Source organism: Flavobacterium ginsengiterrae (genome assembly GCF_039539785.1).
GTDB classification, from domain to species: Bacteria; Bacteroidota; Bacteroidia; order Flavobacteriales; family Flavobacteriaceae; genus Flavobacterium; species Flavobacterium ginsengiterrae.
The window spans coordinates 423,798-444,428 of the sequence record NZ_BAABDU010000004.1 but is presented as its reverse complement, the minus strand read 5'-3'; the positions used below and the strand labels follow the sequence as shown (position 1 = coordinate 444,428).

The following is a 20,631-nucleotide window of genomic DNA, read 5'->3' as shown; positions in this document are numbered from 1 at the left end:
TTAGCTGATTACGCTGATTACTATAAATAAAACTACTAGTAATATAATGGCGTATCTTGTAATTTTTGAGGTTGCATGGTGTTTTGTATTAGTTATCTAAATATTTTGAGAGGGTAGATTTGTTTTTTTCTATAACATTAGCTAGTTTGTATATATTTAAAATACCATCTGAGTCTGTGACTTGTGATTTTAAGTTATTAATCTCAGGATATTTGGGATTATTTTCTTTGATCTCAAATTGTAAAAAAGCATTTTCTTTCAATAACAATACTAATTTTATTTTTTCTATAATTTTATTTGTTTCTAAGTATTCCTTCCAAGTATTGTTTTCTTTTTTACAAACATAAATTTGTGCCTTTGAAATAATATTATTTTCGATAGTTTTAAATTTAATAAAACAAAAAGTATTTTGATTGTATTCTATATTGATTTTAGAAAATAAGGAAATTTTATTTAAGACCATTTCTTTATTGACTTCAAGTAAATTATTTAATTTTAAAGTCAATGAACCTTCTGCATTATTGCTTTGATCTATTTTTGTGTATAATGAATCTTTGACATTGTTAGAATTAGCAACATAATCATAGTAATAGGATTCAATAAATTGAAATGACCCAGTAGCTTTAATTTTGCTCTCTTTTAAATCTTTAAAGTTATTTTGTGAATAGCTAAAGGAAGTAAGTAAGATAGTTAGTGCGAATATAATTTTTTTCATGTAATAATTTATAATATTGAATTTGGATCCTTAAAATATTCTTTTTTAAGGATATTCTCTTTAGTATCATCTAAATACCAAGAATCCATTTCGATTTTTAATCGATTAAAATCCAGTTTATCTTTGATGAAAACTTTTTCATGAATTTGTATTAATTCTGGAGAATTAAGATTTCCAGTAATAATTTTTTCTAATTCACTAGTTTTTAATTTTAGTACAACCATTGCAATATTTGGTACCATTTTCATTGATGTTTTATACCATCGATTGTCATATTTTTGCATTACTATAATTCCGGCTTGTGGCTGTAGATTATCTTGACTTATAAAATAAAATTTAATAATAACTGTAGGAGTTTGATCTATTTCAAATTCTAGTTTGTGCTTCAATTCAAAATAATTTTTATCAATATCCATTTTCTTGATTGACTCATAATAATCTGGCTCATTAATTTGAGCATTCTCTTTACCACCAAGAGTATTAAAAATTTCCCATTCTTCGTCAGAACAAGAAATTATTGATTGCATTAAATCTTCTGGAAATTCATTTTTAATTGTTTTGAAATCTTTAGTAGCTTTAATTTTAAACTCAGCTTGATATTTATAAAAATTAAATTCATCTATATCAAAAGAATACATTCTGGATCCTTTTTCTTGTGAATAAAAATTATAACTAATCATTATCAATATTAATATTTTAATTACTCGGTTCATCTTCACTAATATTTTTAAATAGTTTGCTTTTAGTTGAAATTTTGTATGTTATAAAACTCGTGATTATCGAAAATAACCATAAAATAGGAATTTTTAAATTTTTACGAAGATATTTTTTTACAGGGAAAACACTATCTTCTTTTTTTGCAGGAAAAGCAAAATCTACTCCTTTGCGATGCCATACAAATCCTTTTAACAATCCTTTCTCATCTTTAAAATAGTTTCTCTCATTTGAATTTTTGTTAAACAAAATAATAGTTTTATAATTATTTAATTGTTTGGAATACCCATCTATCCTTGGATTATTGTTCCCATCAGTATTCATATATGTTAATGAATCTATGAGTATATATTTTTTACTGTAATCATGATAATTGATGATTACATCTCTATAGTATAACGTCGTAAATATATCTCCGCAAGCAGGAAAAAAACTAATTAAGGAAAATATTATACTGACTCCGAAGATTAATCTAATTAATCTTCTTAATATAAGTTTACTCGTCATCACTTTTTAATTCAATTTTATCAGTAATTGTAAAAGATTGATCAAAATCAACTAGAGTTATTTTAAAACTACCTTTAGATTTAATTTTTGCTTTTACAGCTAATTTTACAGGATCAATATAAAATCCCCCATCCCATTTATTTGTTGTAAAATTAAAAACTCTTTTACCAGAAACACAACCTTCTCCTGTACCTCTTACAGAAAATTCTATATCATCTTTTGCGACAAGAAGTTCTGCTTTAACTCCAACTTCTATACATCCTTTGATATTACCCTCAATAAGAAAGTTATCTTTCGTTTTTTTATTTGATTCTCCAATTGTTCTCATCAATCTAGCACCAACAATATTAACTTCAACTTTTGGACTGATAAAAAAACCAACTTTAGTAACGTTTTTAATATTTAAAGGAGCCAAAAATGGAGGATAGCCAAAAAACTCACCTTTTAATGAAATACCACCATTTAAACTTCCTTTTAAAGTTTTAAAATAATGCCTTGAACCTGAATCTTCTTCGTTGTATGCCTCACCTTTTATCTTTATAGATTTTATTTCAATTTTAAAATTTTCTTTATCTTCTGGTTTACTTCCGGTCCATTTATCTAATCTTTTTGTTATAGATTCGAATGGTTTTATTAGCTTATCATTAAATTGAGTTACTACATTTGTTACTGGGAGAGGCATAAAAGAAGCATCCTTTCTTTCTTCTTTTACCCAATTAATTTTAACATCCTTTTTGGTTAATGTAGGATAACCTGCAATATTTGTAAATGTAGTATTTCCAACTTCATCAATCGCTGTATATTTGAATTTTGTTATTCCATCCTTATAATCATTTGCTTTGCTGTCAATTAACCATTTTATATTTTCTTCAGGAATTTTATTAATATCATTTTGTGATAATTTAACTTGTAATTCTGTGTCCTTATAATTTTTCCTACTAGGTGTATCAACATAATATAATGTTTGAGTTGAATTTGCAATTCTTTTAGGATATTTAATATCTGTAGCCGTTAAATTTATTTGTGTGAATTTTTCTACGATTTTTTCAACTTCAACTCTTACTTTTGGTTGGCCATCAATACTAGTAGCTTCAGATTGTAAATCATGAATTCTCAAGTTGTTTTTTACAGTGATATCTTCAATTGGTAAAGAACTTTTACTGTTGCTGCTGTCATATCCTCGCCACATTTCTTTTTTTCCGGGTTCATGAATAGTAAAAGTAACTTTTGCATCAGTCGGCACCTCTTTCATCTCAAAAGTGGCATACATAATGCGATTATATGGAATTTTTATTTTACCTCCAGTATAATATTTCTGTCCTTTATACTCTATATAGTAACCATTTTCAGTTGGCGTACCAGTGCTTGGTGTGCTAATATTTGAATTATTATTAGTATTACTATGCTGAGGTATAGATTCCTCCATAATAGGATCGGGTGAAGGTATTGTTTCATCAGTTTCAACAATATCTATAGGATTATATTCTACTGGTATAACTACTGGAGGATTAGGGTTGTTTGATTCAATATCTTCTTCTTCATCCATTGAAACGTCTGCATTTTCTTTTTCTTCTTTTGTAGGTTTTGGACCAAATATTGATTCCATAATAGGATCATATTCATCAACTAAATCATTTATATCGTCAACTAATTTATCACCATTAAGTATACCGCCCCAATTAGGATCATAACCAGCAATAATCTCTCCGGAAATCAATTTAAAATCAGTATTTAAACCAATATTATCAAACGTAATTCTAATGCGGGAAAACTGGCCAATGTTTACTTTATCGCCGCCTAAAGCATCAGCGGCATCAATTAGTTTTCTGAATTTTTCAAGGAAAGGAAGTGTAACATAACCGTCTCCTGAGAAAGTTCCGTTACTTCCTGTGGCATGCAAAACTACAATTGGGAAATCTCCCGCTGCGATAACGTCATTAGGGAAAAGTTCTGGTAAAGGTTTTTGATTGACTAAGTCATTTGGATCTGGTTTAATACCACAGCCCTGAAAAGCAATTTCGTCTCTAACAAGAGTTGTAAACTCTTTAATAGTGCTGTGTGTGTATTTTCCAACATCGCAGGATGCGCCCACAGTGTATTCATAAGTTGTATTTGGTTTTAAATTGCTGATTGTAACAGTTTCTCTTGGTGTTACAAGATCATACCATTCTGTACCGGAATTTTTTTCACGGTATTTTACCTGATAATCATAATTATCAAGACTTCCAGACCAGGTTACTTTTGCCTGATTTTCGCTTATTCCTTCTGTATTAATGGCAAGTGGTGCAGTACAAAATACTTCGTAGTTAAATGCGAAAATTTCGCTGTAACCATTGTTTTTAAAAACCCCAATTTCTTCAGCACCAAGAAGCGCTTTTGCTTTTACTCGCCAGGCATATTTTTTACCCGGAATAAGCTGTGGTTCGTTAATGCCGTATTGTAGTGAAGTGTTTCTGGTAGTTGTGGTGTATAAAGGCGGAGAATAAGCAAATGCGTTTTGTACAGGTGTATATTTATCCCATATTTCTACTATTGAAAATTCGTATTCAACATTACTCACATTGATACTTCTTGGTGTCCATCCAAAAACAATATTTTGAATATTTTGCTGCATTATTGAAACATTATTCAAAGGCAGATTTAAAAATGGAGGCTCATTCTGAAAAATGATTGTAGTGGTACCCGTTTTGCTTGAAAGTTTTCTTCCGGTTGCAAAATCATAAACCTCAACATAAATATTGTAAACTCCTTCTGGTAAAGGCTGTGCGTATTGATTTGGTGTAAGCCCCAGCAGATTTTGATATTCAAAATACGGCGCTAAATCTACATTTGTTAACTGTAAAGGAAATCCTCCTTCAAGGTATAAAGGTTTTGCACCAACAACAAAATCATTTGTGCTGAATGCGATACCGTTGCCCTGAAAATATATTTTTAATCTTACCTGACGATTGGAAATCGTTAAATCGTTTAGTACCAATTGTATTTTTATGGGACTGTTTACGGTATTAGCATCGGCGTAATTACTTAAGTAAATAGGCGAGGGCTGTGTAAGCTGTGTTGTTATTCTTATTGGAAAAGTCTGCGCATGACTTCCTAATCCTATAAGAGAGCATAATAATAACAGGTACAAGTGTAGTTTTTTTATCATTTTGGGTAATTGAGATTTATCCATTATTGTGCTAGTATCTTATTTTACAACTTTATTTTTCAATATGTTTTAATTCGACTTCATCATTTACAGCATTTTTTACGGCAAGTTCATGATAAAAAGGAATTATTTTTATTTCAATTGCTTCGGTAATTTCGTCTCCAGTTTTTTTGCTTTTTATTAATTTAAAAGCTTCTTCAATTTCTTGTTTTGTAAAATCAGATGCGTATTGATTTTGCTGTAGCTGCGATATTGGTGTTTTTGATAATAAACGAATTTCTTTAAGCATCCATCTGTGATTTACCAATTGTTTGCGGGCATTTTCAGCTCTTTCAACTAATCTTTGATAAGCTTTGTAGTTTGGAGTATTTACATCAGGATTATTTTCATTATGTAAAGCGTGGCTGTTTACTCTTCCAATGGCAATAGAATAATCGTTTTCAAGGCTTTGATCCTTACGAGTCATATCTTTTTCAAGTTTTTGAACTGCTTCTGAAAAAGAATCATTGTATTTTTTCAGCGTTTCTGCTTGAGTATTGTATGTTTCTAAATAGTCTAATGCTTTTTCTTTAAATTCTTTATCGTCTTTTGCCTGAGATGCATCATTTAACAGTTTTTCTAATTTACTATTTTCTTCGGCAGGCAATGGCTGTAAAGCAAGCTGCATTACTTTTAATTTGCTATTAATTTCATCACGGGTTCCTTCAAAAGTATTTCCGTTAAGATTTATTTTAAGAGTTGGTTCTGATTTTTGTACATTTTCAATCTCATTGTCTGCTTGTGGTTCTCTTTTTGGGCGCAGTTTTATTTTATCAAAAGAATATGTATATGTTAATGTTGCAGTTAAATCATTATTTTTCTGCATTCTGGAATTGCTGAATAGTGATATAACCCCAGCGCTGAAATTATGTTTTTGCAGATAAATGTATGATCCGTTTAATCTGAAGTTAATAATGTCATTCTGCTTTTGACCATCGTTGTAACTGGTATTGTAACTTGTAGAAGCCGAAGTTGTGAATTTTTTATCAAAAAATAATTTGGTAGCACCAATTGTAGGTCCAATAATAAAACTATTACCCGCATCTGTATTTCCGTATGTATTGTTTATCGAAGCAATAAGGTTTAAATCTTTCATTGGATAACCAATACTATACGATAATCCGGAATTGTAATAGGTTGTTGCGCCGCCTGCAATTGTTCTGCCTTGTTGCTGATTTATGGCATCCTGCATAGAAAAATTAGCATTGATGGACTTTTTTAATGTCTTTTCATTTTTTAATAAATAGTTAACCGCAAGAGTAAGATTTTGATTTACCTGCCTAAAGTTTAGCGTATCTAAGTAATCATAATTTGAGACTTGATTGATATAATCAAATTGGTTACGGCTGTTTGTATACGATTGAAAATTAGAGTAATTAACATTAAAATTCAGTTTGTCATTAGCGCGATAATCTACATTTAAAGCAGATACTAAACGTTTCATCTGACTTTGTTTTTGCTTCTCTAAATTATCTTTTTGAAGACCTAAATTTACGGCAAGAGAGACTTTGTTTTTATATAAAGTCTGTGTTGCATTTACTGTAATGTTTTCAAGGTCATTATTGAAATAATAACCACCTAATGTTCTGTAGTTTGGATCTATTCTTTCGTAGCCTAAACCAAGCGTACCTTTTCCAGCTGGATATACCAATTGTCCTTTAAATGCATTGTAACTTGCCGTTGTATTGTTTGGGTTTAAAAATAAAGCAGCAATTCCTTTTGCTTTAGTTCCGTCTGGTGTTCTTGTGTCTTCTGTAATACTGCTGTTTGCAAATTCAGTGGAAACCTGCAATTTTTCAAACAGTTTAAATGTTGTTTCTAAGCTTACTGCGGCATTTTCTTTTGGGGAAACTCCTAATTCAAAAGGCACCGGATTTGATATTGAGTTTATCACATCTTTTGCTTTGAAAAATGTTAAGCCAAGATTGATTTTCTCTAAAGCATAATTAGTCTTAAAACCATAACCAAATCTTTTGTAGGCTGGCAGAATATCCGGATAAGCGCTGTCGTATTCACTGCTTTTTAGTAAACGTCCATACATAGCACTTACTTTGAACTTTCCCTGTGGCGTTAAATCAACACCCAGACCTGTAAATTGATGTCCCGCTAAAGTGTAAGGTGAAAAAGTCATGCTTACATCACCAATATGTCCGGTGATCCATTTATATGACGGATGAATACTTAAACGATTCATTAAAACCGGTTTTCCGTATCCAAATTTTTGATTGGTATAAGAAAATGAGAAGGGAATATTGTACAATCCGGCAACATTGAAATTAACGTTTCCATTTAAAAAATATGTAAACGGATCTCTGGCTGCATTTCCGGAGTAGAATATGCTGTTTGCAGAAACTCCTCCGGATACATTTATCAATTTTGCTTTTCCAAGTTCTTGTACATTAAAGTTTTGCGAAAAACCTAATGCGCTAAAGAAAAGCAATATTATACTAAATTTTATTTTACTTAAAATCATTATTTATCTTCTATGAAAGCAAGTTTTCTTGACTTTCATTACTTTTTGAAATTGATATTTATTTTATAAATCAAGTATTATTGAATAATGATTTTTCTCAATTTACTTCCTTGCTGTGATTCAAAAAGAACAAAATATATTCCTGAGGGAAGTCCGTTTAAACTAAAGTTGAAAAGGTAATTTGATTTTCCATTATCAGCTTTTGAATCTATAAGGACATTATTGTTCAAACTGTATACTTTTACATTCGCCGGCATAACTTTATCCAGCGTTGCATCAACTGTAAAATTTCCTGATGATGGATTTGGATAAATTTTCAAATCGAAATTTTTCGCTTGTGTATCAGGATTTTCTTCTTCATATTCGCCTTCTGTTACTAAAACAGTTTTTGTTTGATAAGCAGTACAATTTCCTTTGGTTGTGTTTATTGTAATATCATATTCGCCTGCCTCGCTAAAACTTATTTCAGCAAAATCATCGTTTTTAGATATGATAGTTGCATTGGCAGGAATTACCCATTCGACTGTGTCTGCAGCAGGATTACTAATGTCTACAATAATGAATTTTTCATTTTTAAATACTTGACTTGAAACCGCAAATTCGGCACTGATTGCTGTCTGCTGGCTTGATATTTTAATTGTGTCTGTAGCTTTACAGCCTAGTTTGTTTGTAACTACAACAGTATAATTTGCAGGTTCAGAAACAGTAATCATTGCTTTATTGCTCGTAAATCCTTTATCTGATGTCCAGAAATAAGTTGCTTTATCATCGTCAATAGTGGCATTAATTGTTAAAGTCTGATCGAAACATAATGTTACATCCGGACCTAAATCAATTACATCTTTAGGAGGATTTTCAATAGTGTATTTTCTCAAAATAATACAGCCTCTGGCATCAGTAATTTCAACTGAATATTCTCCTGCAGAAGCATTTTTTAAAATGTTTGAGGTTTCGCCTGTATTCCATAAATATTTAAAAGGTGCAGTTCCAGCAATAGTAGTTACTGTAATTGTAGCATCTGAACCTTCATAACAAGTTGGTATTTTGATTACTTCTGCAGCATCAAGATGAGCTGGTGCTGTCAAAGTAATTGTTTTAGTAATGTTGCAGCCATGATTATCTGTAACTGTAACTGAATAATATCCAGGTGTCACATTTTGGATACTGGCTGTTTTAGCTCCTGTATTCCAAGCATAAGTGTATGGAAGAGTTCCTCCTGTTGGTGCAGCATCTATTGTCCAGTCGTCAAAATCACCACAACGAACATAATCAGACGATAATACATTGTTTAGAACGTTTGGTTCTGTTACAAGCAGAGTTTGACTTGTGGCTAAGTTTCCATTAGAATCTTTCGCTATTACATAATAAGAGCCTTTTCCAATATTACTTAAGATTGTATTTGTAGATAAAATAGTTGTGTTACCAATTTCAAACCATTGATAAGTGTAATTTTCTCCTGGTTTTAATAATCCGCCAGTTGTTGAAGGTATTAAACTTCCGTTTTTATCTCCATTACATAAAACGACATTTTGTATGCTGATAGAAGTTTCTAATAAAGGAGGTTCAGTTACTTCGATTAATGGAGAAGTAAGGTTACAGCCTTTAGCATCGGTAATAATTATGTAATATTTTCCAGCGGCTAAATTTATTGCTTTTGCTGTTGTCTGGTTAATTGTAGAACCATTGGCTTTAAACCAATTGTAGCCGTAATTTCCGTTTGCTCCTAATGCAGTTATAGAAATTGATCCGTTGCTTAATCCTTTTCCTGTTGCAGGAACAGATATAATATTATCAATTGCTAAAGCTGTTGGCGATGTAATTTTTACTAATTTATCTATACTTGCACACTGCTGTGTATCTTGGACTTGAATGTTGTATTCACCATCGGCTAAACCTGTAATAATGGTTGAAGATGCATTACTGAAATTAGTCCAATCCTGAACTAAAGTTCCATTGTTAAAGTAACGATATCTAAAACTGCTATTTCCTCCGGCTGCATTAATTGTAATAGTTCCGTTATTGTCTCCTAAACATTTTACAGGTTCCTGAACAGTGCTGAAAGTTACCATATCCGGCTGAGTAACCGTAAGCGGGCCAGTGGTAACTTCTATTGCTTTTGTATCTTTTACAACAGCATAGTAGTTTCCAATTTTTACATTTAATAATTCAGCATTATGTTCGTTTGGTAATAATACATTATCTCGATACCAAGAAATGGTTTTAATACCAAACCCTCCGTTTACAACAGCTTTTAAAATTCCGTTGTTAGATTCAAAGCAGGTAATGTTTTGCGTCTGACTGATTGTTATTGTTAACGGATTATCTGTAAAGTCAAAATCTGTGTATTTTGTACAACCTGTATCATCCTGAACAGAGACATAATAATGATCTTTAATAAGATTGTTAAAATCGACCATTTTTGCAGAAGTATTTGAAATTGTTTTTAAGACAGTTTCATTTCCAAGTGCATCTTTTTTATAAAGTTTGTACTCGTAATTTGTTTTACCTCCTTTTATTTCAAAATGAAGAGCACCATCATTTCCGTTAACAGCGGTTGGATTTTGATACGTCATTTTATCAATTTCAAAACCAAAATCTGCCGGTTGTGTAATTATTATATCATTTAAAAATCCAACACAATGCGAAGTGTCACCAGCATTATAGTTGGCATCGCGAACCTCTACAGCATAAATTCCTTCATATAATGCACTTAATGACGCTGGTGTAAAATTTTCGTAAAGGTTAGTTGCAGTGTTTTTCTTTTTCCAGATATAAGTATATTCAGGAGTTCCATTTACAATGAAAGGCGTTCCTCCAGTTACGTTAACAGCGATTAAACCGTCCTGACCTCCATAACAGCTTACATTTAAGCTTAAAGCCAAAGTAACAATAATTGGAGTTGGCTGTGTAAATGTTACATCGATACTGTTAGAGTCAACTCCTGCAATATCTGTTGCTGTCAGAGCATAATTTCCATCGGCTATATTAGTGAAATTGGCAGTATTTCCGGTTATAGAGACTACTGTTCCACTGATTTTATTTCTTAATTTATAAGTATAACTTCTATCAGCTTGATTTTGATTATAAGAAGCTCCTCCTGTTGTAATAGCATTTAAAGAACCAAATAAGCCGTTACATTTTGCTTGTAAATGAGTTTCTGTTAATACAGGTTTTGTTGGCTGAGGTACTATATAGTTATTTCCTGTTGTACAGCCTTGTGCGTCTGTTACTAAAAGAGTATATGTGTCTGAAGGAACGTTATTTAAATTTGGGCTGTTTGTTCCAACAAGTGTTCCTAAACTATTTTTCCATTGATAAGTATAACCTGTAGTCCCGCCTGATACTGTAACCGTGACTTTTCCTGTTGAAAGTCCAAAACCAGTAGTTGGTGTAATAGCAGAACTTGCAATATATACAGAATTAACAGGTTCTGTAATTCCTATAATTTGTTCCAGAGTCTGACAGCCATTTGCATCTGAAACTTTTACTGTATAAGTTCCTTTTGTAAGGCCGGAGATAACACCAGTTTGACTGTTAATTACACCACCGCTGGAAACAATATTATAAGGTTTTGTAACGTCTGTATTTTTTGTTCCCCCTGTAATGTTTAATGTTATTGTACCGTTATTTCCTGAATAACAGGAAACATCTTGTTTTGTATAAGTAAAAGCTAATATATCTGGCTGTGTAATAGTAAAGGTATTAGTACCGTAAAGTGTATTATTATTTTGATCTTTTACGGAAATAATATAATTACCTGCTCCTAAACTTGATGCCTTTGAGCTCGTAGAAGTTGTTCCAATAACTTCAGTTGAAGTATATTTTTCTCCGGTTGTATTGTTTAGCCATTCAAAAGTATACTCTTTTACACCTCCGGTTACTACAGCAGTAAATTCTCCCAGTTTGTTTCCATTACATAAAATATTTGTGTTTGGAGTACGAGTCAGGCTAACAATCTCTAGTTTGTCAGGCTGGGATATTATATAATCTGTTTGTGGGAGTGAGCATCCGTTTGCATCTTTTACGATTAGATGATAGATACCAGCACTTAAATTACTGATTTTATTAGTTGTACCAATTACTGCGACACTGGCATCTTTAGTCCATTCATAAGTATATGTTGGAGTTCCGCCGGAAACAGTAACTGTAATGCTTCCGTTATTAGTTTGAAAACCTGTTAAGTTTATTGGTAATTGACTATCAATTTTTAGTGGTGCAGCAGGTTGTGTAATTTCAACGGTTTGAGAAAGCGATGCCGTACAACCATGGTCGGGCTTATCTGTAACTGTAACATTATATATACCAGCGGTAAGTTTATCTAAAGGACCGCTGTATAATTGACCATTTCTAGTCCAAACCTGAGTATAAGGAGCGGTTCCTCCTGCAATATTAATAACTATCTCACCAGTAGAAGCTCCATAACAAAGTACATTTTTTTTATTTAAAACTGAAACAATAAGTTGATTTGGCTGAGCTAAAGTGTAATTTAATTTTTCTGCGGTTGCATAAGGTCCAGGAGCAGGATTTGCACTGTCTGTCACTAATACACTATAATTCCCAGAATCACGTCCAGAAATCACGGCTGTATTTAATCCGCTTATTTCAGTGCCGTTTTTGCTCCACTTGTATTTGTATGGAGGAATACCACCAATAACTTCGGCTGTTAATACTCCATTAGAATCTCCGTTACATTTTATAAAATTAGTTTCTTTAATATCGACTTGTAATAAATCTGATTGAGTAATATTTACAGTTAATGTTTGGGAAGTACATGATTTTGAATCAGAAACTGTTAAATAATATATTCCAGCTTTTAGTCCGCTAATATTTTTCGATGCAGAAGTAAATCCAATATTTGAAGTCCAGGAATAATAGTATTGTCCCGGATTACCACCAATTATATTTCCTATACTTATTGAGCCAGTGCTTTGTCCAAAAATGGCAACTTTTGTAACAGTAGGAGTTGGAATTGAAATAGGGTCAGGTTCTGTTATTTCAATATCTTTTAATTCTGCGATGCATTCATTTGCATCTGTTACTTTCACAGAATACTTACCTTTAATTAAATTTTCGGGATTTTGCGCAGTGCTTCCATTACTCCATAAATATTTATAAGCTCCCGTACCGCCTTTTGCAGTAATGAAAATTTTTCCATTGCCAGCTCCATTACAGCTTACATTTTGTCTTAATGCAATGTTTTCTTCAATTTCTAATAGAGCAGGATCAGTAAGCGGGTAGTTTTCACTAACCATTACATTATTATCATCTCTAATTTCTACTCTGTAGGTTCCTTCTGATTGTCCGGTAATTGTTGAAGTTGTTGGAGAAATTTCGACATTATTTTTAAACCATTTATATTTATAATCTACCGCAATTGTTCCGCCAGTTGCTGTTACAGATATAGAACCTGTTCCGCCTTTACATTTTATTTTAGTTATTTGATTGCTTGATATTTGTAATGCTTCTAGTTTTACAGACGGGATATTAAATTCACATCCTGAAGATGAAATTACAGTTATATTGTAAGTACCGTTAGATAAGTTTGTTAACTGACTTACGCTGCCAGGCTGAAATGTAGCGTCCCCAACTTTTTTCCAGATATAAGTATATGAAGCACTTTGGCCAGCTATAATTCCTCCGCTTGCTGCAATAGTAATTCTTCCATTGTTGTTGGCTGTTGTTGGCTGTGTAAAAGTTGCTGAAGCATTTAATGCACTTGTAGGTTCATCAATAGACGCGATATTTGTATAGGTGCAATTATCTCCATATTTTATAGTATAGGTATAAGCTCCGGCTTTTCCAGTTAATGTTTTTCCATTATTTGTAATTGCTGCCGTACCTATCTCAATTCCGGTCCAAATTATAGAAGTTACACTACTGGAAATATTTAAGTTTATTGTACCTGTTGCTGAGCCAATACAAGTCGCATTTTTTACAACCGGAGTGACAATTAAATTAGGATTTTCGGTCACATTTATTTCTTTAGATTCCCCTTTGTTTCCATATTGATCTTCAACAATCAGCTTATATATTCCAATGTTTAAGTTGTCTGCAGAAGGTCCTTCTTTAATTTGTGTAAATGCGGTAGATGATGTTTTTTGAAGCCAATAATAAGTATATGAAGGTGTTCCACCATAAGGAGCACCTCTTGAAGCTCCATTTTGAGTTAAAGCACCTTTACCTCCATAACATGGAATAAGATAATTTGAAATATCATTTACAATTATAGAAAGCGGTTTATTTATAGTAAAACTAGGATTATTAGAAGAAATACATTCTTTAGAATCTTTTGCCGAAGCAACGTATATACCTTCATCAAGGCCTGTTACTATAACCTTGTATAAATTTCCTGGTTGAGGCGTGATAGTAAAATTGGACGGATTTAAATATTCTGTTCCTCCTTTTTTCAACGATAAATTATAAAAACTTCCACTTGTAGATGGTGTGCCTCCTGAAATTGTAAATTCAACTTTTCCGTTTGCTTCTCTGCCAGCAGCAGGTGTAGTAACAGTAGAATTTGATTCAGATATTTTCACAATCTGAATAGCAGTAGGATTTGTAAAAGTAACTGTCCTGGCGCCATTAGATAAGGCACCAATAGTTGCATTTTGAGAATATCCTGCTATGCTGATTAAAAGAAATAATTTAAGTAATAGTTTTTTCATATTTGCCTTTATTATTTGGAGCATTTTTTTTATATGATATTGAATCTGTTTTTATACTGGCTTTGTCTTATTACTATCTTTTTTAGAGAAGAATATTAGACTTTTTTAACTGTTAGATATTTTTTTCAAAACAGCCTTTACTGTCGATTACTTTAATATAGTTTACCTCTGTGGATATTAAACCTTTAATGTGATAAAATCCATCTTGTTCGAGAGTAGCCGCTTTTACATTATTATCTACAAGAAAAGTATAAGAACCGGAGCCTCCTGTTACGTTCAGGACAATTTCTACCGGATCATTATTACAAAGTGGATTTAAAGCAGATTTTATTTCAAATTTTACCATTTCAGGATTTTGATATAAAAAAGGCTCACCCATTGCGAGGGTGCCTTTAACTTGTCCATTTACCATAGATTGGTATTCAAGAACATACCAACGATTTTCAAGGTTAGTGCCTTGTGGAATAACAAAAGAATATTTATGCCATTTAGTAACAGGATCATAAGTTAATGTAGTAACAGTTGGCTGTACTAACATTGGAGTACTAGGGGTTGGTTTTGGATATGGGACTATATGAAGTATAGATAAGATTTCACCGTCCATTAATTTTCTATCAAAATAAGCAACCAGACTTTTCACATCGTCTTTGTAACAATCAGGTGCTTCATAATGTCTATCCTTTACTAATACAGTTCCTGGCGTATAGTTTATACGATATGGATCTGTAAACGGTCTATTACTATATCCCAGTCTAAAATCAATTGGCCCAAAGTGATTCACATGATCTTCTCCTAATAAATCCTGAATAGAAAAACTTGGATTTGTTCTATTACTTAAGTTTAAAGGAACATCGATCCAGGTTACTTTATTATCTAATGAGTATTGCCAGTGATAAGCTGCATCAGGAAATCTATTAGTTGCAGGACCAGGTGTGATAGCATATAAGTCTAATTGCTGGCCGGCAATATACTCAGCAGGGATAGCAGGATTAATTTTACTTATAGATAGTCCGTTTGGTTTAAAATTATTTAGGATTAAAGATCCCATACATATAATTGTATTTGGTCCAATAGAATAACCACCTGCCCTCAAACCTCTAATACCATCTTCGATTCCATATTGATTTGGATAGTTAACACCTTTATATGTAAACCCCTTTTGCAATATATTTTCGGTTGCTAAAAATGTGCAGGGTCCTCCAAAGTTGCAATAACAAGAAGCAGTCAGAGACAAATCATATGTTGAATAAGCAGGTATTGTGTATGTATTTTTTGTAGTGGTTAATGTCATTATTTCAGTAGCAAGAGTTGTTGCTCCATTTTTAATTAACCATTTATACGTATTTGAGTCACAATTTGTTGTAGTTTCGGGAGGCATGCTGTATCCGGCACAATTGCCATTATATTTAGCATATTCTACTTCTATTGTATAAGTAAGACCAGTTAGTGTCTGAGCAAATATTTGTGTTGAAGAGATAATTATAAAAATAAAGTAAAGTTTTCTCATAACTATATGTTTTTTTCAATGCAGTCGTTTGTATCAACTACTTTAAGGTTATTTTGCGCTGCAGGATTTAGTCCTGTTAAATAATAATACCCGTCAATTTGATTTTTAACTGCATTGATTTTACTTCCATCAATGTAAAAATCATAACTTTTGGTGCCGCCTGTAACTTCAATAACAATGCTGACAGGTTCGCCAGCACATTTAGGGTTTTCTGCTTTTATAATTTTGAATTTTACAGGTTCATATTCTTCATAAGTAAAGTTTTTTGCTTTTGGAGAAATTGAAACTCCTCGTGTAACATTATTCTGAAATGCCTGGTATTTTATCTGATACATTGATTTGTCTTTTAAACCTTTAAAATTGGATAAAGTATATGTGTAAACATTGGGAGTTTTTTCTTCAAATGTTTTAATAAGCCCATTATTAGGATCTCCATCTACAGTAAAAGGAAAAGTAATAGGAGGTGTGCCATCCGGAACATTTGTTATAGGGTCTACAGCTAAGAGTTGAAAATACCTTAATTCTTCCTGTGTATTTAAGTTTCTGCTGAAAGTCACTTTAACACTAGGAATATTATCACCAGCACATTTAGGTCTTACATATTCGATATTACTTACAACTGGAGCACATGGAGAATAAAGAATGCCAATTGGAGTTACATTTCCGTAAGCTATTCTAAAGTAGATTGTTTTATCAAGATAATTTTCATGCGTCGCAGGTAAAAGTTCGTTAATTGAAAATCTGGTTGTAGCAACGTCATTAGTTTTTATTCCTCCAATAAAAGCAGGGACATCTATCCAACTTGCTTTATTATCTAAGGAATATTGCCAATGATAAACTTCAGCTGGAAAATCAGTATTACCAGCAATTAATTCAGTGGCAAAAGCAGCTAAACTTAATTGTCCTCCAGCGCATATTGAATTTGGATTAGCATTGTCTAGATTCCTGATATTTACATTCGGTTGAAAACCATCAATTGCAAATCTTTGATAGCTCTTACAATCCCATAAAGTCACTGTTTTTGCTTTTATTAATTCAAGGAGAGTAAAAGATTGACTGCTTAATTTGGGATCACAGCTTGTTGATGAAGTACAATCATATCCCCATACTTTAAAATCAAACTTTGTAGGATTTGTTTTTAAAGTATACGGTTTGGTATAAAAACTTGGAGGATATTGTGTTCCATTTGTAGTTTCTTGTAGATTAATATAAGGAGTGGCATATATGCTCATCTGCCACCCGTGTACCCCATCTGAACAGCGGGCACCTTGTGAACTATATGAATAGTAAAAAGAATAAGTTTGTGCCTGTGTTTTTCCTACGGCAAATAATAAAAATAATAGTATGATAATCTTCTTCATAATGCTTTTACTGTTCAGTACAGTTATTTCCGTCAGTAACCATAATTTTATGCATCAATGTTGAACTTGTTGGTAATTCAATCTGCTGTACGCCAGAACGTGTTTCAACAGTTTTACCGTTTTCGATTGATGTTGTAACTAATGTTTTATTTGCAAATTGATTTTTTGTTGCGCCTCCATCTAAAGAGTAATAATAATATTCGCCAGAACCTCCGTGTGCAGTAATTTTTACGCTCCCGACACTATTATAGCAAAGGGGATTTGATCCTTCTAATTCAAAAGTTAAAGGAAGAGGATCTTTATAAGTAAAATTCTCTTCTGCCGGAGAATCTACAATTGCCATATTTTTATTATTGTTAAAAGCTTGATATTCTATTTTATAAATTGCATTATTTTCCAATCCGGATAAGTTGGAAAGGGTATAGGTAAATATATTTGGTGTTTTTTCTTCAAAACTTGATACTATACCATTATTAGGATTACCTTCTCCATAAAAAGGATAGGGAACAAAAATGTTTTCAGGGAGATTAGTTACCGGATTTATTTTTACATCTACTCTTTTTATCTGAAAATAACGTAATTGTTCTACAGAGGTTAAGTTTCTATTAAAAGTTAAAATAATATTTGGAACCTGGCCTCCAGTGCATAAAGGAGGCAGATATTCTATATTTGTAATTTCGGGAGAACAATGATGATAATCTATACTTATTGGAGGATTATCGTTAAACTCAGTTGCATTACTATATTTAGCACCAATCTTTAAAAGTATGTTTCCTTTATTTAAAGAGGGATCTCTTTCTAAATCTCTTTCAATAAGTTTTTCTATTTTAAATTTTGTATTTAGTCCGCTTAATTCAATATTAGGATTGCTCCAGGTTTGTCCTCCATTCAGACTGTAGTACCAATAATATTCTGCATCTGCGGGATAATCATCCGCGTATGATGAGGAATAGCCTACAGGTGTTGCAGTTAACGTTACTTCATCTCCAAAGCATATATTTGTTGACGAGGATTGAATTTGAATATGCGGCTTTCCTGATTTTATAGTTATATAACCTAAAAAAGGACTGTTATTATACGGTTCTCTCGGAATAAATACAGCTTCGCCTCCCGCATAGACAACGTCTTCCAGCGTATAATTATCAAACTCTGCATATTGAACTCCGCCAATTCCGTAGTTTGGTAATATATAAAATCGATATTCTCTGGCTGCAGGAATTTCAAAAGTTTCTTCTAAATCGCCTCCTCCTTGATAATTACTTTGTATTTCTGTGCGGTATTCACCATTGTATTTTACTTCCAGCCACCATTTAAATGGAGCACCGGAGTTAGATTCAGATTTGAATGTAAGCGTATAATACTTCTGGGCAAAAGAATTAGTACCACATATTAGGAGCAATATTAAGAGGAGTTTTTTCATAAGTTAAAATTTTAAACTATAAAAATCCATTTTAGACATTCTTCCATCTTTAAATACAGCGCGAATACCGTATTTGTAGTTTGTATTAATTGTAATGGTAGGGTCAGATAAGCGTTTTGTTTTTCCTGTAACAACCTGAATCAATTGAAGTGCGTCTTTATCCGATGCTTTATAAATCTCAAAACTATCCACATCATTGTTTGAATATTCCCACGACAAATCAATCGAGTTCGTAGTTTTATTTACTTGAGCAAAAAAACCTTTAATAGGCGGCATTAATGAATATTTCGGAACAAATAAATTTACAGCAGGTGACGGATTGGATACTAAATCACTTTCATCTTTTGCATAAATTGCATAAGAGTAGGCACTGCCTTCAGATGCATTTTTATCCTGATATTTTTCTTCTTTGTTTTTAGTTTCAAATATTAAAACCCAATTTTGATTATCATTTTCTCTACGATACAATTGATGTACAGCAACATCGTCGCTAGAACTATTTGCCCATTCGAGAAAAACAGAACCGTCTTTTATTTCATATTTTGTAAATGCTGGTGAAGCAGGAGCAATTAAATCAGGTTTTTTTAAAATTAACGGATCTGAGAAAACCGACATATTGTAACGATAGTCAACAGCAATAATCTTATAATACACTTTACTGTTCAATGTTTTAATTACAACTTTATCTTCAAATGCATTAGGTTCGCTGGGGCTTATAGTCAACTGGCTGTATTCTTCATCTGCATTGTAAGCCTTGTAAATTCTATAACCTAACATGTCTTTTTCTTTATTTGGAGTCCAGGTTAATTTTACGACTCCTAAACTATCTATTGTACCTTTTAGTCCAATAGGTTTAGACGGCGGAATCGAATCTACAGGCTGTACCAGCATAGGAAAAGAAGTTCTGCTGTTTCCATTTTTGCCTACAGCAGTAAGCGTAAAATAGTTTGATGGTAATAATTTATTGTAAACCACATTTCTTGATTTTGCCGGAATGTTTTTAATTACAGTTGTGTATTTGCCATCATCGGCATCAGAACGATTTAACTCAAAACCTGTGATTTCATCATTACCTTCTTCTGGAAACTCCCAAATTAAATTAACAGATGTATCGTCTTTAAATTCTTTTACTGTAAGATGTGGAACATATTTTAGCAATTCTTTGCCTTTTCCAGAAACTACATCAGAATATGGTCCTAACTCTCCAAAAGAAGAAATACCTTGAATTCTGTAACTATATGTAGTATTGTTTGCAATAGAGTCTATATAAAAAATTCGATTATTATTAGAATTTTCCTGACTTAAACTTGTATAGGGTTTATCTGTAATTCTTTTAAAATTTTGTTTGTCTAGTGAACGTTCTACATAATAGCTTCCATAGGCATGTGAAAGAATTTTGAAATTCCAGCTCAACATTGCATTTTTATCTGTAAAATTCCCGGTGAAATCAATAGGCTTTGGCAAAGGTTCATAATCCTTTAAACCTACAAATACACCACTGTAAACGATTTTCATTTCTGATTCCGGAACATTTGAGCTAACTCTGTAAATATATTTTTCATTTGGTTTAACAGTATTATCTTCAAGACCTAATCCAGCTTTTTTAGCAATTTGAAAATCCTTATCAGCACTATACAACGCAAATGTAAAACGCTGTTGTGTTTCTTCTGAGAGATTTACGATAGCACCTAAGTTATCAGCTCCTGTAACAGCAAAATCTTCTCCATACAAAGCCTGAGCTACGATAGCAGCTTCATCATTGGTTTCTATAATTTTTTCCCAAGCTTCAATTGGTTCAGGTTTTAGTGTTTTTGCCAGAACAACTTTTTCAGGATTTGCAAGAGTTTTTTTGTCTCTTGTTACTGTAATTCTTTCAATTAAATATCCATATCGATTTAGTTTTTTCCATGCAATAGGATCATTAACAGCCCAGCGCAATAAAATTTTATCTTTTTGAACTCTTGCTATAAGTTGTATGCCTATTTCCTCAGGTGCTTTTACAGTGTCTTTTGCCTGATTGTTTTGTGCATTTGATATGACAATTGCAGTAAAGAAAAGAATAAGTAAAAATTTAAAATTCAT

At 32.2% G+C, this 20,631-nt stretch carries 10 protein-coding genes; all 10 read right to left on the bottom strand.

From position 1 onward, the window contains the following. Positions 1-88: 88 nt before the first annotated feature. The gene (locus ABD859_RS12365; protein ID WP_345144705.1) at positions 89-715 is read right to left on the bottom strand and encodes a hypothetical protein; all 627 of its coding nucleotides are present in this window, start codon (positions 713-715) and stop codon (positions 89-91) included. A gap of 8 nt (positions 716-723) precedes the next feature. Then, complete coding sequence (locus ABD859_RS12360) at positions 724-1,428, bottom strand: hypothetical protein (RefSeq protein WP_345144703.1); 705 nt, start codon at positions 1,426-1,428, stop codon at positions 724-726. Beyond that, positions 1,412-1,753, bottom strand: a complete 342-nt coding sequence (locus ABD859_RS12355; protein ID WP_345144701.1) for a hypothetical protein — start codon at positions 1,751-1,753, stop codon at positions 1,412-1,414. The genes ABD859_RS12360 and ABD859_RS12355 overlap by 17 nt, the downstream gene beginning before the upstream one ends. A 172-nt stretch (positions 1,754-1,925) precedes the next feature. Next, positions 1,926-5,084 carry a fibronectin type III domain-containing protein gene (locus ABD859_RS12350; RefSeq protein ID WP_345144699.1) on the bottom strand — a complete coding sequence of 1,053 codons (3,159 nt, stop codon included), beginning with the start codon at positions 5,082-5,084 and terminating at the stop codon, positions 1,926-1,928. Positions 5,085-5,136: 52 nt separating this feature from the next. Next, positions 5,137-7,596: a TonB-dependent receptor gene (locus ABD859_RS12345; protein WP_345144697.1), complete on the bottom strand. Its 2,460-nt coding sequence runs from the start codon at positions 7,594-7,596 to the stop codon at positions 5,137-5,139. Between the two features lie 77 nt (positions 7,597-7,673). Continuing rightward, positions 7,674-14,261, bottom strand: coding sequence for a T9SS type A sorting domain-containing protein (locus ABD859_RS12340; RefSeq protein WP_345144695.1), 6,588 nt, complete (start codon positions 14,259-14,261; stop codon positions 7,674-7,676). 112 nt (positions 14,262-14,373) lie between these two features. Further along, positions 14,374-15,768, bottom strand: coding sequence for a hypothetical protein (locus ABD859_RS12335; RefSeq protein WP_345144693.1), 1,395 nt, complete (start codon positions 15,766-15,768; stop codon positions 14,374-14,376). A gap of 2 nt (positions 15,769-15,770) precedes the next feature. Next, positions 15,771-17,129 (bottom strand): hypothetical protein, encoded by a 1,359-nt coding sequence (locus ABD859_RS12330; protein WP_345144692.1) that lies wholly within the window; start codon positions 17,127-17,129, stop codon positions 15,771-15,773. Positions 17,130-17,136: 7 nt separating this feature from the next. Beyond that, positions 17,137-18,549 carry a hypothetical protein gene (locus ABD859_RS12325; RefSeq protein ID WP_345144690.1) on the bottom strand — a complete coding sequence of 471 codons (1,413 nt, stop codon included), beginning with the start codon at positions 18,547-18,549 and terminating at the stop codon, positions 17,137-17,139. A gap of 3 nt (positions 18,550-18,552) precedes the next feature. Continuing rightward, positions 18,553-20,631 carry a fibronectin type III domain-containing protein gene (locus tag ABD859_RS12320; RefSeq protein WP_345144688.1) on the bottom strand — a complete coding sequence of 693 codons (2,079 nt, stop codon included), beginning with the start codon at positions 20,629-20,631 and terminating at the stop codon, positions 18,553-18,555.